General features: G+C 70.0%; 5 protein-coding genes and 1 CRISPR repeat array. Of the genes, 4 read left to right on the plus strand and 1 reads right to left on the minus strand.

What is annotated here, in order from left to right; translation table 11 throughout:
* Window positions 1–211 precede the first annotated feature (211 nt).
* The 3 genes from cas1 to WMF27_RS01455 all read left to right on the plus strand — a co-directional run bounded on the left by cas1 (window position 212) and on the right by WMF27_RS01455 (window position 9,992).
* The gene (gene cas1 / locus WMF27_RS01445; RefSeq protein WP_437762051.1) at window positions 212–1,399 is read left to right on the plus strand and encodes a CRISPR-associated endonuclease Cas1; all 1,188 of its coding nucleotides are present in this window, start codon (window positions 212–214) and stop codon (window positions 1,397–1,399) included.
* A gap of 68 nt (window positions 1,400–1,467) precedes the next feature.
* The gene (gene cas2, locus WMF27_RS01450; RefSeq protein ID WP_437762050.1) at window positions 1,468–1,758 is read left to right on the plus strand and encodes a CRISPR-associated endonuclease Cas2; all 291 of its coding nucleotides are present in this window, start codon (window positions 1,468–1,470) and stop codon (window positions 1,756–1,758) included.
* A 1,326-nt stretch (window positions 1,759–3,084) separates the two neighbouring features.
* Window positions 3,085–9,526: a CRISPR direct-repeat array (repeat unit 36 nt; unit sequence CTCTCCGCCGCTGAAAGGCGGCGGCCCCATTGAAGC).
* Window positions 9,527–9,641: 115 nt separating this feature from the next.
* The gene (locus WMF27_RS01455; protein ID WP_437762049.1) at window positions 9,642–9,992 is read left to right on the plus strand and encodes a hypothetical protein; all 351 of its coding nucleotides are present in this window, start codon (window positions 9,642–9,644) and stop codon (window positions 9,990–9,992) included.
* Here the strand turns inward: WMF27_RS01455 and WMF27_RS01460 are convergent, their stop codons facing one another.
* A complete protein-coding gene (locus tag WMF27_RS01460; protein ID WP_437762048.1) occupies window positions 9,993–11,444 on the minus strand; it encodes an SAVED domain-containing protein in 1,452 nt (483 codons plus the stop codon). It abuts the gene before it with no gap.
* A gap of 136 nt (window positions 11,445–11,580) precedes the next feature.
* Here WMF27_RS01460 and WMF27_RS01465 point away from each other — a divergent pair, with 136 nt between their 5' ends.
* Complete coding sequence (locus WMF27_RS01465) at window positions 11,581–15,066, plus strand: nSTAND1 domain-containing NTPase (protein WP_437762047.1); 3,486 nt, start codon at window positions 11,581–11,583, stop codon at window positions 15,064–15,066.
* Window positions 15,067–15,198 lie beyond the last annotated feature (132 nt).

Consider the following 15,198-nt stretch of genomic DNA (forward strand, 5'->3'; position numbering starts at 1 on the left):
CCCTGCCGGCGGCGCCAGCATCTCATGACCTTGCAAAGGAGGCACCATGGCGTTGGAGCGAGCGCACGAGGGTGTTGCCGAGGAGCCGATCCGCCGGAGCGCGCGCAGCTCTGCGCCCATGTGCTGCTCCTGCGCGAGCACGGGTATACGTGCGACGAGGCGGCCATCTACTTTCTTGCGGCGTCTCGACGGGGAGGATCTCGACGCGGCGATGGACGCGAAGACGGCGAAGGCAGCGAGCCCGCCCGTCGAGGCCGATGGGTCGGAGGAGCTGGAAGGCCTGCTCGACGTGGATCCGTGGGGCCTCGCCGGCGCAGCGGGTGCGGAGGCGACGTCCGAGGACGCGGACGAGCAGCCCGGGGCGGAGCTCAGGCGCCTCCACCCTGCGCGGGACGACAAGCTCCCCGTCTACGTGCAGGAGCAGGGGGCGCGCATCGGTCTCGCGGGGGAACGGCTCGTGATCACCAGCCGCGCCGGCGGGCAGACGGAGGCGCGGCTCTCGAACACGTCGCAGGTCGCGCTGCTCGGCAACGTGCAGATCTCGACGCAGGCGATGCGGGCGCTGCTGGAGCGGGGGATACCGCTCTGCTTCATGACGTACGGCGGCTACTACCTGGGTCGCGCGACGGGTCTCGAGTCGAGGAACGTGGAGCTCCGGGTCGCGCAGCACCGCGCGGCGGCGGACGAGGCGTTCTGCTCATCGTTCGCGCGCGGCGTGGTGGTGTCGAAGATCAAGAACGCGAGGACGATGCTCCGGCGCAACCACGCGGCGCCCGAGGCGGCGGTGCTGTCGGAGCTCGACCAGCTCGGGCGCAAGGCCGCGGCGGCGCCGTCGTTGCCGTCGCTGCTCGGGATCGAGGGGACGGCGGCCCGCGTGTATTTCGGGGCGTTCGCCGGCATGTTGAAGGGCGCGGGCGAGGCGCGGGGCGAGTTCGATCTGGAGGGGAGGAACCGGCGGCCGCCGCGGGATCCGGTGAACGCGCTGCTGTCGCTGGCTTACGCGCTGCTCGCGAAGGATCTCGCGACGACGCTGGGCACGGTCGGGCTGGATCCGCTGCTCGGCTTCTATCACCAGCCGCGCTTCGGGCGGCCGGCGCTGGCGCTCGACTTGATGGAGGAGTTCCGGCCCATCGTGGCGGACTCGGTCGTCGTGGCGGCGATCAACAACGGGGTGGTCGCGCCGGACGATTTCCAGCGCTTCGGCGGCGCGGTGGCGCTGCGGCCCGCGGGGCGGAAGAAGTTCCTCCTGGCCTACGAGCGGCGGATGGACCAGCTCGTGACGCACCCGGTGTTCGGGTACCGGGTCAGCTACCGCAGGGTGCTGGAGGTGCAGGCGCGGCTGCTCGCGCGGGTGCTGCTCGGCGAGGTGGAGGCGTACCCGTCGTTCCGGACGAGATGAGGTGAAGGAGGAGCGCGGGAGAGCGAGGGGCGAGGGAGCGGAGGAGAGAGCGAGCGAAGGAGGCCGGCGTGAGGCAGAGCTACATCGTGAGTTACGACGTCTGCGATCCGAAGCGGCTGCGCAAGATCTTCAAGGCGATGCGGGGGTACGGCGACTGGCTGCAGCTCTCGGTGTGGCAGTGCGAGCTGAGCCGGAGGGAGCTCGTGGAGCTGCGGAGCGATCTCGGGCAGATCATCGATCCGAGGGTGGACCAGGTGCTGATCATCGACATCGGTCCGGCGAACGGGCGCGGGCTGAGCGCCATCGCGTCCCTCGGGAGGGCGTACGTCCCGTCGGAGCGGGTGGCCGTGGTGGTGTGAGGCGCCGCGCCGGCGGGGGCGGGGGACGAGGCAGGAGAGCGCGGGGGCGCGTCATCTGCTCGCGCCGCTCGGCGGCCGGCGCCCGCGCCGCTCAGCGCGCCTTGCGCTTTGCCTTCGCGACGGGGGCGCCGGTGAGGAACGCGCCGGTCTCGGCCTGGCGCGGCGGAAGCCGAGCTCGCGGAGGAGCCTTCGGTCCTCGCCTGACAGGCCGCTGCTGCCGGCGGCGCTTCGTGCCGCGGCAGAGCGGCGTTGCGTCGACGGATCCTGCTGGCGTCCCACGTCGAGACGGTCGACGATCGCGCGAGGCCCGGTCGAACGGCCCTGCCGAGAAGCCCGAAGCCGTCCCTGCACCCCCGGCCGGGGCGGTCGGCAGCTGCGAACCCGTTCGGGTGATCCGGCACGTCCAGGCGAGAGATGGTTGGACCCATCTCCCGCCTGGACGTGCCTTCACAGAAAGACGAGTGGGATCCATCTCCCGGTGGACGTGCCTCCACAAAAAGACGAGTGGGAACCATCTCCTGCCTGGACGTGCCTCCACAAAAGATGGGGGGCACCCATCTCCGCGGTGGACGTGCCTCCACAAAAGATGGGGGCACCCATCTCCGCGGTGCGGGTACGAGCGCGCTCGCCCGGGGGACTGGGACGGTCCGGGAACGCGGGCGAGCTCGGTCGCGCAGGCCGCCTCGGGCAGAAGGACGACCTGTCCGGCGCAGCGACCGACAGCCGGCGCCACGGTTCCCGCGGTCCTGGCGCCAGAACACGCCACCCCGCAGGACGCACGTGCCGCGCGGGCGTCCTGCGGGGCGGTGGGGGGTCGCCCGGTATCGTGACATGCAGGAGGAAGGAGACGGAAGGAGCGCCGGTCCCGTGCGCGTGCGCCGTTTCGTGAGGAACGGATCTGGCGGGGGGAACCACGGCGAGCGACGGCGGCGGATGGTGGGGAAGATGGCGGCGGTGGGTCGAGCGCGGTCGGGGTACCGTGGAGGGCCCGAGCCATCGGAGCTCCGCGTCGCGAGGCCGACCGACGGTGGGTGAGCGGACGAGGCCGGGCTGGAGAGACACCGCTACGCGCGACGACGGAGGGGCTGGGCACGGCGAGCGAGGGGTGTGGTAGAAGGGAGGCGACGGGCCCGCTGCGAGCGGTGGAGTGACGCGAAAATCCCGGGAGGCGCTCGCAACGCCGGTAGGTGTTTGAAATGACGATGGTTTTCGAGAGGGAGGGGGGCCTCCGGAGGGTCCCCGGCAGCCGGGGAAGGGGGGGCGAACGGGAACCTCTCGCAAACCGGCTTGCAAGTACGCGAAATCTCAGGTACGCCTGGGAGGCCTCTCTCCGCCGCTGAAAGGCGGCGGCCCCATTGAAGCAACTCGTGTTGCAGATAGGCCATGTCCGTCGACATGGCGCTCTCCGCCGCTGAAAGGCGGCGGCCCCATTGAAGCCACCACTGGGGCAGACCGATACACTGGTGTTCACCCGCTCTCCGCCGCTGAAAGGCGGCGGCCCCATTGAAGCGTCACCAGCGCCTTCCTCCGCCGCACCCCAGGCCATGCCGCTCTCCGCCGCTGAAAGGCGGCGGCCCCATTGAAGCACGTGGCCACGGGAGAATTTGGTCGCTCGCGCGACCTCTCTCCGCCGCTGAAAGGCGGCGGCCCCATTGAAGCATCGTCCCGAGCTTCCCAGGGCCGCCACCCTGGGCCTCTCCGCCGCTGAAAGGCGGCGGCCCCATTGAAGCCACGGATCGAACGCGGGGCGGTTCGCCAAGAGGATCTCTCCGCCGCTGAAAGGCGGCGGCCCCATTGAAGCGAGAAGATCAGCCAGACCGGCGATCAGACCATCTACTCTCCGCCGCTGAAAGGCGGCGGCCCCATTGAAGCCGTCCACTCGATTCCCCTCAGCGGCGCCGTCGCCGCGCTCTCCGCCGCTGAAAGGCGGCGGCCCCATTGAAGCGTGAACGTTGGCAGCCGGGGCGACGGCGTGATCCCCGCTCTCCGCCGCTGAAAGGCGGCGGCCCCATTGAAGCACCTGCACGACAACGGCGTCGTGCACGCCGACCTGCACTCTCCGCCGCTGAAAGGCGGCGGCCCCATTGAAGCCGGCCCGCTGCACGGGGCCTCTGCCAAGGCCGAGGCGCTCTCCGCCGCTGAAAGGCGGCGGCCCCATTGAAGCCGAGCCGGCCTCTGGAACCCGGACAGGCCCCACGCTGCCTCTCCGCCGCTGAAAGGCGGCGGCCCCATTGAAGCACCATGGGCGGGAGGCTTCGCGTCCTCCCCTTCCTTCTCTCCGCCGCTGAAAGGCGGCGGCCCCATTGAAGCCTGTCCCGGCCAGCCCTGGCGAGGTCCTCGCCGAGGCTCTCCGCCGCTGAAAGGCGGCGGCCCCATTGAAGCCACCGCGCTGACGCCCTCCCGCGTCGGCGCACCACCTCACTCTCCGCCGCTGAAAGGCGGCGGCCCCATTGAAGCTGCACGGTCTCCGGGACAGCGACGGCGTGCTGGACGCCTCTCCGCCGCTGAAAGGCGGCGGCCCCATTGAAGCGAGACGTGGGGCTTCGACCTGAGAACGGCAGAAGGCTCTCTCCGCCGCTGAAAGGCGGCGGCCCCATTGAAGCCCCACCAACCAGTGCGGGTGCCACAGGCAGATCCCACTCTCCGCCGCTGAAAGGCGGCGGCCCCATTGAAGCGTGCTCGGCCGCCGACGGCCTCGTCTGGGACCGGGAGCTCTCCGCCGCTGAAAGGCGGCGGCCCCATTGAAGCGCACGCCCGCGCAGTCGTTGCACGCAGTCAGCGAGCCTCTCCGCCGCTGAAAGGCGGCGGCCCCATTGAAGCTTGAGACCCGAGGGCATGATCGCGAGACCCACGAACTCTCCGCCGCTGAAAGGCGGCGGCCCCATTGAAGCTCCAGCTCCCTCTCCGCCAGGAGGACAGCTTTCTTGCTCTCCGCCGCTGAAAGGCGGCGGCCCCATTGAAGCTCCAGCTCCCTCTCCGCCAGGAGGACAGCTTTCTTGCTCTCCGCCGCTGAAAGGCGGCGGCCCCATTGAAGCATGTTGTGCCAGGTCTGGAGACCTTCGGTGTAGTGCTCTCCGCCGCTGAAAGGCGGCGGCCCCATTGAAGCCCTTCGCAGTTCTCCCTGTCATCCGGACCGATCGAGCTCTCCGCCGCTGAAAGGCGGCGGCCCCATTGAAGCTTGCGCTGGTGCTCGGCTTGCCGGCTCGCTTCGTGCGCTCTCCGCCGCTGAAAGGCGGCGGCCCCATTGAAGCTCGACGCAGGCCCAGTCGACGCCTTGCGGGCAAAGGGCGCCTCTCCGCCGCTGAAAGGCGGCGGCCCCATTGAAGCCAAGGGTACGTGCCGCCGTAGGGCATGAAGAGGATCTCTCCGCCGCTGAAAGGCGGCGGCCCCATTGAAGCCTGAGAATCGTTCAGGTTGGCCATACGACAGTGCTACTCTCCGCCGCTGAAAGGCGGCGGCCCCATTGAAGCGCCGCGCTCGTGCCCGGGTCGGTCATCTCGGGCGACTCTCCGCCGCTGAAAGGCGGCAGCCCCATTGAAGCGACCTGATCGACCGCTTCGGATTCGAGCTCGAGGAGGGCTCTCCGCCGCTGAAAGGCGGCGGCCCCATTGAAGCCGGGACGAAGGTGGCCGCCTGTGAAGAACCCGTCCCGACTCTCCGCCGCTGAAAGGCGGCGGCCCCATTGAAGCGAGAGGTCGTCCATGTCGTCGCCGTCCGGCACCGACTCTCCGCCGCTGAAAGGCGGCGGCCCCATTGAAGCTACTGCGCGGTCGAGATCTCCTTGCCCTCGCGCAGCTCTCCGCCGCTGAAAGGCGGCGGCCCCATTGAAGCGCGCCGCCGCGCCGCGAACGCGGCGCCTTCCCTGACCTCTCCGCCGCTGAAAGGCGGCGGCCCCATTGAAGCGCCACGTGCAGTTCAGCGAACGTCAACGGATCGTGTCGCTCTCTCCGCCGCTGAAAGGCGGCGGCCCCATTGAAGCGCTCACTTCGTCTGGATCCCGAACGCGCAGGAGGAGGACTCTCCGCCGCTGAAAGGCGGCGGCCCCATTGAAGCTCCGGGGTGGTGCGGCCCGGCAGCGGGGAGTACGCCCTCTCCGCCGCTGAAAGGCGGCGGCCCCATTGAAGCCACGACCAAGCAGGCGCAGGACGCGCGCGAGCAGGCCTCTCCGCCGCTGAAAGGCGGCGGCCCCATTGAAGCATGTCGGCGGTCTCGAACGAGAGCACGTAGGGCTGGCCTCTCCGCCGCTGAAAGGCGGCGGCCCCATTGAAGCTCATAAGTCATCCTCCGTGACCACGCGACCAGGGCCCTCTCCGCCGCTGAAAGGCGGCGGCCCCATTGAAGCTCATAAGTCATCCTCCGTGACCACGCGACCAGGGCCCTCTCCGCCGCTGAAAGGCGGCGGCCCCATTGAAGCCCTCGCTACGTCATGCGACAGCGTCGCACTTGGGGCCCCTCTCCGCCGCTGAAAGGCGGCGGCCCCATTGAAGCAAGACGATCAGCGCCTCGAGGTAGTCGGGGTTCGTCCACTCTCCGCCGCTGAAAGGCGGCGGCCCCATTGAAGCCACGGATCAACAGACTCCACAAGATCCACCCGGGCCACTCTCCGCCGCTGAAAGGCGGCGGCCCCATTGAAGCATGTTCCGGTGCCGCATGAAGGCGAGCCCAGGGATGAGCGCGCTCTCCGCCGCTGAAAGGCGGCGGCCCCATTGAAGCCCTCGCACGTGGAGGCGCCACCCGGCTAGGTAGTGCTCGCTCTCCGCCGCTGAAAGGCGGCGGCCCCATTGAAGCTCGATGCAGGGCGGCGGAGCTACCAGCGCGACGCAGCTCTCCGCCGCTGAAAGGCGGCGGCCCCATTGAAGCTGGGAATCGGGCAGGCTGGACGGGCGCGACGCCTCGCCGACTCTCCGCCGCTGAAAGGCGGCGGCCCCATTGAAGCGACCCCGAGCGGGGGGAGAGCTCCTTCGAGCTCACGAACTCTCCGCCGCTGAAAGGCGGCGGCCCCATTGAAGCTCGATGAGCCGCACGACCGGCGCGTGGTAGTCGAACTCTCCGCCGCTGAAAGGCGGCGGCCCCATTGAAGCTTCGTGGTGCAAATGCCGGTCGCGCTGCACGCCCACGACTCTCCGCCGCTGAAAGGCGGCGGCCCCATTGAAGCCACGGCGATCCGCTGCGGGACCTCGCACCCATCCGCGATCTCTCCGCCGCTGAAAGGCGGCGGCCCCATTGAAGCGACCCCGAGCGGGGGGAGAGCTCCTTCGAGCTCACGAACTCTCCGCCGCTGAAAGGCGGCGGCCCCATTGAAGCTCGATGAGCCGCACGACCGGCGCGTGGTAGTCGAACTCTCCGCCGCTGAAAGGCGGCGGCCCCATTGAAGCTTCGTGGTGCAAATGCCGGTCGCGCTGCACGCCCACGACTCTCCGCCGCTGAAAGGCGGCGGCCCCATTGAAGCCACGGCGATCCGCTGCGGGACCTCGCACCCATCCGCGATCTCTCCGCCGCTGAAAGGCGGCGGCCCCATTGAAGCCCGTGGATGATCGCCTGAAACGCGGCCTCGCGGAGCTCTCCGCCGCTGAAAGGCGGCGGCCCCATTAAAGCTTTTCCCAGCTTAACGCGCCAATTATAAATAGCAGTACTCTCCGCCGCTGAAAGGCGGCGGCCCCATTGAAGCAGGTGGTCTGTGCGGCCGCGGCGATGCGCGCGCGGGCCCTCTCCGCCGCTGAAAGGCGGCGGCCCCATTGAAGCGCAAACTGCTGGTTGCCGGCGCGCTCGAGGGCGTACCTCTCCGCCGCTGAAAGGCGGCGGCCCCATTGAAGCATGAGAAGCTCGCGCATCGCATCGAGCGCCTCGAACTCTCTCCGCCGCTGAAAGGCGGCGGCCCCATTGAAGCTGAACGACAGTGCCCGCGACCTCCTCCGCGAGCTTCTCTCCGCCGCTGAAAGGCGGCGGCCCCATTGAAGCGACATTGACGGAATTGAGGTATACGGTTGGTGGGTCTCTCTCCGCCGCTGAAAGGCGGCGGCCCCATTGAAGCGACGCATCGACGTTCCAGATGCGGCCCGCGGGGGACCTCTCCGCCGCTGAAAGGCGGCGGCCCCATTGAAGCGGGACACGAACGTAAGCGCAGCGGTCAACGCTGTCCCTCTCCGCCGCTGAAAGGCGGCGGCCCCATTGAAGCACACGGTCGTGAGCGCGATCGCGCTCTGCTTGGTTCCTCTCCGCCGCTGAAAGGCGGCGGCCCCATTGAAGCTACACGACGAGCTCCCCGAAGTGTCCGCCGAACCTGACTCTCCGCCGCTGAAAGGCGGCGGCCCCATTGAAGCGTTCGTAGCTCCGCCCGCCGCTGGCGGCCGGGGCCCGTCCTCTCCGCCGCTGAAAGGCGGCGGCCCCATTGAAGCACCCTCCCCCTGGCCGGCGCCAGATGGCCGGCATGACTCTCCGCCGCTGAAAGGCGGCGGCCCCATTGAAGCAATGAGTCCAAAGGCTTATATGCACGATCAACAAGATCTCTCCGCCGCTGAAAGGCGGCGGCCCCATTGAAGTTGCGTTCCGGCGCCCATCGCCAGGTGAGCAATCAGCCTCTCCGCCGCTGAAAGGCGGCGGCCCCATTGAAGCTAGCTGCCGCCGCTCATCGCCGCTCGCCTCCCTTCCTCTCCGCCGCTGAAAGGCGGCGGTCCCATTGAAGCGCCATGGCCGCGAGGAACCGGGCATCGTCCACGCCGCTCTCCGCCGCTGAAAGGCGGCGGCCCCATTGAAGCATCGAGTCGAACAGGTCGAGCCCGGGGCCGCAGGCCCTCTCCGCCGCTGAAAGGCGGCGGCCCCATTGAAGCCTCGTCCAGACCGAGGCCGTCCTCCTCATCGTCCTCGCTCTCCGCCGCTGAAAGGCGGCGGCCCCATTGAAGCAGGCAGTCGAGCATCCACGGCTCCGCCTTCAGCTTCCTCTCCGCCGCTGAAAGGCGGCGGCCCCATTGAAGCGAGTCCCGGCCGGTCCCCAATCACTTTAGGTTCCGTCCTCTCCGCCGCTGAAAGGCGGCGGCCCCATTGAAGCTTGCGGTCTTCCAGTGGATCTTGCCTTCACGGACCCTCTCCGCCGCTGAAAGGCGGCGGGCCCATTGAAGCATGTCGATCTTGCTCTGCTCCGCCTGTGCGTGCTTTCTCTCCGCCGCTGAAAGGCGGCGGCCCCATTGAAGCCCGCGGAAGCTCGCAAGGTTGCCGTCCGCGCGAGCGCTCTCCGCCGCTGAAAGGCGGCGGCCCCATTGAAGCTCTGCGGCAGCCGGGCGCGGCAGTCGCGCACGCTGGCCTCTCCGCCGCTGAAAGGCGGCGGCCCCATTGAAGCAACCCCTTCCGGACCTCGCCCATGTCCACGCCCGTCGTCTCTCCGCCGCTGAAGGGCGGCGGCCCCATTGAAGCAGAACGAGGTTGCCTTCAGAAAGTCGTGCAGCGGACTCTCCGCCGCTGAAAGACGGCGGCCCCATTGAAGCATCGAAGTGCAGCACGTTGCCTTCCTCGTCCATGGGCACTCTCCGCCGCTGAAATGCGGCGGCTCCATTGAAGCGATAGGTACGCGTCGAACACCGGACCGAAGGTAGGCCTCTCCGCCGCTGAAAGGCGGCGGCCCCATTGAAGCGTGAGTGCGGCCATGGCTCGTCCCCCCTTCTGCGCGCTCTCCGCCGCTGAAAGGCGGCGGCCCCATTGAAGCATCCGGCGCGCGTCGCGTTCGGCGTCTGATCGGCGACTCTCCGCCGCTGAAAGGCGGCGGCCCCATTGAAGCTGGACGGTCGGAGTCGTCGCGCTATCAATATTCGAATGGCGACAATTGTACCGTCATTCGTCCGCTCGGGACGTGGCTTTGCCGATATTCGTTCGAGAAATTGGGAGGTGGACAGATGGCACATGCACGGCGTGTGGCGGAGGCGCTCTCTGACGGGCTGAACTGCGCCTCTGCGATCGTGGAGGCGCTCGACGTCGGCTCGCCGGGGGCCGACCTTCCGATGGATGAATGGGTAGGGACTCTTCGCGCGATGGGGGACGCTCTCGAAGCGATCCTGGCGAAAGAGGTGACGACGGCGCTCCTCGTGCATCAAGGCGACTGTGACGTCGCCCGACGATTGGCCGCCCTGGTGTCGGACTGGGCGACCACGCGCCAGCCACCTCACGAGCTGCGCGCGGTGGCCGTGGCTGTTTTGCGACTCTCGAGCCGCGGCGAAGCCGGATCCGCACCCGACGGGCAGGAGTGATCAGCCAGGGATGAAGAACGCCGGCGCATAGCCCGGGCTCAGATCCTCGTACAGCTGGGTGCCCGGGATCCGGTTCCAGAGGTGCCCGAGGAGCAGCGCTCCCCCCGCCGGCCCTGACAGGAACAGGTGGACCCTGCGCGCTCCCGTGGCGCGCACCTGATCGCGCACCACCTGCCTCACCGCGCGCGCCCACCCCTTCGCCCGCGCCGCGTCCGGGATCGCCGTGTCGCTCGGCGCAGGGGCGGCCGCGATCTCGACGAAGCGCCCGACGGGAAGCCCGCTGCCCCGCAGATACCCGAGCACGTCCTCGGAGATGTCGTTGGCCACGCTGAGGCCCGCCGCCAGCTCGCCCCCCGCCCCGAGCTCCACGGGCGGGCCGACGCGCAGCGGGAGCTCGCCAGGCACCACGTCGCTGCTCCACCGCTCGCCGCGCTGCACGCACGCCACCCGGAACTTGCGCGTGTCGCCGAAGGTGACGCCGGCCGCGAACCACGCGGGCAAACGCATGTCGCCGCGCACGAGGACCCGGTCGAACCCGAGCGCGCGGATGCGGCGCTCGGCGGCCTCCAGCTCCGGCAGCAGGCGCCCGTTCCAGTCCCGCGGATCGCGGAGCTGCCGGCGCGCCCGGGGGTGGTCGCCCTCGAACCGGTCGACCCAGTCGAGGTGCTCCGTCGCCCCGGCTGCCCAGGGATCGCGATCGATTGCCTGCACCACCACGGTCGCCCGGCGCGCCTCGCCGTGCAGGCCGCGGCGCGCGATCTCCGCGGCTAGCACCTGCCGATCCACCTCCTGCCGGGCCCCCGTCACCCACGCACGGATCATCTGGACGCCCTGCTCCACCGCGAGCTCATCGCTCCTCAGCCCCACAGCGGCCATCCGATCCGAGACGCTCGTCGCGAGCCCCGTCCACCCCGGCTGGCCGGTGAACAGGACGAGGTGATCGAGCATCTCGAGCAGATCGGCCTCCGCCACGCCGACATGGTCCGCCCAGCGCTTTCGCCCGAGCCCAGCCTTCGATCTCGGCGCCGCCCGCCGCAGCCTCGGGCCGAGCGTGCCGGTGCGTCCGTCCTGCAAGGCCAGCACCGGATCGGACACGTCGAGCGATCGGTTCGTGTACAGGCCCATCCTCGGCCGCTGTCCGTCCCGCGACAGCGTCTGCCAGCTCGCCCAGAACATCTGTAAAGGGCTCTTCCCCCTGTCGGTCGCCGGCGTGATCCACCAGGCCCGGTCGATCGGGTGGCGCCCGTCCACCGAGTACTTCACCTGAAAGTGCTCGTCCGCCGCCGTCCGGCGGCGCACAACGACGTCGTCCACGTTGCCCGCGTTCTTCACCTCGATCGCGATCCCGTCGACGTCCTCCGCCGGCATCAGCGCTCGCAGCGCGTGATACCAGGCGAAGAGGTGCTGGTAGTCGTGTCCTTGGAGCGCGGCTCCCGCTGCGCTGAGGCTCATCTCGGCTTCCCCTCCGGCCCTCGGGCGATCCCGCGGCCAGCTTGCTGCGGCGCCCGCGCGCCGGCAAGCGAGAGCGCCTCGCGCCCGCGCGCTGGTCCTGCCGGAGCCTCATCGGCTAGATTCCGCTCACCCGATCATGGACCTCCCGGGCGACAGGTTCGGTCCCTACCGACTCCTCCAGCCCATCGGCAGCGGCGGCGCCGGGCGCGTCTTCCTCGCGGTCCACCAGCACATGGGCCAGGAGGTGGCGCTCAAGGTCCTCTCGCACGAGTCGGCCGGCGACCCCCAGCTCGCGGCGCGGTTCGTCCAGGAGTCGCGCGCCCTCGCCCAGCTCCGCCACCCGGGCATCGTGCGGGTCCACAACTGCGACAGACGCGAGGACGGCGCCGCCTACCTCGTGATGGAGTACCTCGACGGCACCACGCTCCGCGCGTGGGTGCAACGGCAGGACGGGCCGGCGCCGCTCGACGCCGCGCTGGCGATCGGCCGGCAGCTCGCCGACGCGATGAGCGAGGTCCATGCAAAAGGGATCGTTCATCGCGATCTGAAGCCCGAGAACGTCCTCCTCGTCCCGGACGAGGCGGCTCCCCTCGGCCTCCAGCCCAAGATCCTCGACTTCGGTATCGCCAAGGTGCCGCCGGCCAGCGACGAGCGCGGCGATACGCACGTTCAGACCGCCGCACACAATTTCCTGGGAACCTCGGCGTACATGGCGCCGGAGCAGTGCAGGAACGCCGCCGAGGTGACCGACCGGGCCGACGTCTACGCGCTCGGCGTGGTCCTGTTCGAGCTCATCGCGGGGAGGCCGCCGTTCGTCTCGACGGACGATGTGGAGCTTCTCTATCACCACGTGCACCAGGAGCCCCCGCACCTGGACGAGCTCGTGCCCACGGTGCCCCCGGCGCTCAGCGCCTTCGTCTCCTCGATGCTGGCCAAGGCGCCGGAGCAACGACCCACGATGATCCGCTGCCGGGACATGCTCGCGCGGTCGTGGGCGAGCGAAAGAAACGAGTGCCCCTTCCCGGGATTACAGCCGTTCACGGAGGCGCAGGCCGAGCTGTTCTTCGGGCGCCATGTCGAGATCAACGAGCTCGTGCCCGTCCTCGAGGAGATGCGCGAGGAAGGCGCCAGGCGCTGGCTCCAGATCGAGGGGCCGAGCGGCACCGGGAAATCGTCGCTCGTGCAGGCCGGGCTCCTGCCGAGGCTGATCGAGCGAGCTCCAGGGGCGGCGCCGTGGCTCGTCGTGACGCTCCGCCCGTCCGAGGACCCGATCAAGAGCCTCGCTGCCGCGATCGCTTCGGTGCGCGCAGCGCAGGAGCCCGCAGGGGCGCAGGCAGAGATGGAGGCCGCGCTGCGCTCGGAAGGAAATGCGCTCGCCGCCCTCCTCTCCCGCTGCGTTCCCCCGGGAGCCAGGCTGCTGCTCGTGGTGGAGCAGCTCGAGGAGCTGTTCGCGCTGGGCGGCGCTCACGTGCGCCAGGTCGACGCCCTGCTGTCGGCGTGCCTCGCCGCCGAGCGCTCTCCGCTGCGCCTGCTGACGACGCTGAGGAGCGATTACCTGCACCGGCTGGAGCAGGCGCCCGGCCTGGCGCGGGCGCTGAACAGCAAGGCGTGCCGCTATCACCTCCGGCCGATGGATGGCGAGGCGCTCGAACAGGTGATCCTCGGCATGGCCACCCGGGCCGGGCTCCGGCTCTCCGAGGGGCTGCCCGCGCGCATGGTGCGCGACGCGGCCGGCACCGACGCGCGGCTCCCGCTCCTGGGGCATACGCTCCGCAGCCTCTGGTCGTCCCGCGCCGCGGGCGCGTTGACCCACGACCACTACGAGCAGATCGGCGGGGTCAGCGGCGCGCTGGCTCGCCACGCCGCGCTGCTCCTCGATGCGCTGGGCGAGCAGGGGCGAGAGCGGGCCAAATGGCTCATCCTCGATCTCGTCCAGGTCGGTCGCGGCGTCCCCGACACCCGGCGCCCGAGGACGCGGGGAGACGTCCTCGCAGCCGCGGGAGGCGACAGGCTGGCGGAGGACGTGCTCCTGCGGATCTCGGGCATGCCGGCCGGGGAATCGCCGGCAGCGTCCGAGAGCCTGCGGCTCGTCGTGATGGCCGCGGATCCTCCGGCGGAGCCGTCCCAGCAGCGCGTCGACCTGGTGCACGAGACGCTGCTGCAGAAGGTCCCGGCGATCGTCGGGTGGATCGAGGCCGAGCGCGCGCTCCTCGAGCGGCACGCGGATCTCGAGGTCGCGGCGCACGCGTGGGCGCAATCAGGGAGGCGCGAGGATGGGCTGCCCTGGGGCTCCCTGCTGGATCACTACCGCGGGAAGATCGCCGCGGCGGGCGACCCGGGGCGGCTCCTGCGGATGGCCAGCGAGCGGGCGCGCACGTTCCTGGGAAAGGCGGAGAAGCTCGAGCGGCGACGTCTCTGGATACGGAGAGCGCTCATCCTGATCCTGGGCGCCGCGGTGGTCGCGATCTCCGCGACGGCGCTCTGGGCCTGGACGGAGCGGCAGCGCGCCGAGGAAGAACGGCAGCGCGCGGAGCAGGAGAGGCAGCGCGCCGAGGAAGAACGGCAGCGCGCCGAGAAGAACCGGCAACACATCCTCATGGCCACGAGAGAGCTGGTCGGCGATCTCGACTGGAAGCTCGGCAGGGTCCTGTACACGTCGAGCATCCGGGCGATGCTGCTCGAGCACCTGGACGAGAACCTCTCGTCCCTGCGCGAGGAGGAGAAGGACGAACCGGACGTCCTCCGAGCCGTGGTGGATATCAAGCTCCGGCGCAGCGATTTCGCCCGAGCGAATGGGCGCCTGTCCGAGTCGTACGCGTTCGTCTCGCAGTCGGAGGACCGCATCCGGCTCGGTCTTGCGAAGGACCCGTCGAGCGAGATCTTGCGCCTGAGGCTCGGGTGGACCCACTCGAAGCGCGGGAAGCTCAACCTCGCGTATGGGCGATACGAGCTCGCCCGCGACGATTTCGATCGATCGGTGGCGGTGCTGAGCGGCGTGCGCTCCGTCGAGCCCAACAACTACAGGCGCACGCTCGCGACGAGCTACGCCGAGCAAGGGGAGGTCCAGCTCGAGCTCGGCCATGCACCCGCCGCCGCGGCTCGATACGAGGATGCCCTCGGTCTGCTCGAGCAGATCGACGAGCCCGACGAAGAGGGCAAGCGATACAACCGCTCCTTGATCGCGCAAACGCTGGCCGCCCTGGGGGCTGCCGCGCGCAGGAGCGGAGAGCTGCGCGTCGCGGTGCGCCACATCGAGCACGCCCGTGAGCTCGCGAGAGAGCTCTTCCAGGGCGAGCCGGGGAACGTGTACTTCCGCTTGATCCTGAGCAAGACCGAGGCGGCCCTGGCCGCGGCGCGGGCGGAGGGAGGGCAGGCCGCCGAGGCGCTGCGGCTCTACGAGCAGGCCGCCGGCACAGGCGAGGCGTTGCACCTCGGAGATCCGACCCACAAGGAGTACGGGTTGCTCCTGTGCCAGAGCCTCCGGGGGGTGGAGGAGCTGGCGGGGGCCCGCGGAGGGCGGACGCGCGCCGCGGAGGCGCGCGCACGCCGGTGCGAGGTAGCGCGTGGGTTCGTCGAGCGGGACCCGGAGGACGTGCGGTTCAGGCGCCTGGCCTGCCCGTGAGCCGGCAGAAAAAATAAAGGACCGCTCCGCGATCGATCTTCCGCGGAACGGCATCCATCCGGATCGAGGCGCGCATCGCGCCCGTTCCATGATCACCGCCCAACTTGCGCCCTCCAGAGCCCGGCCTTGCAA

This window comes from Sorangium sp. So ce281 (genome assembly GCF_051527395.1).
Taxonomy (GTDB): domain Bacteria; phylum Myxococcota_A; class Polyangia; order Polyangiales; family Polyangiaceae; genus Sorangium; species Sorangium cellulosum_B.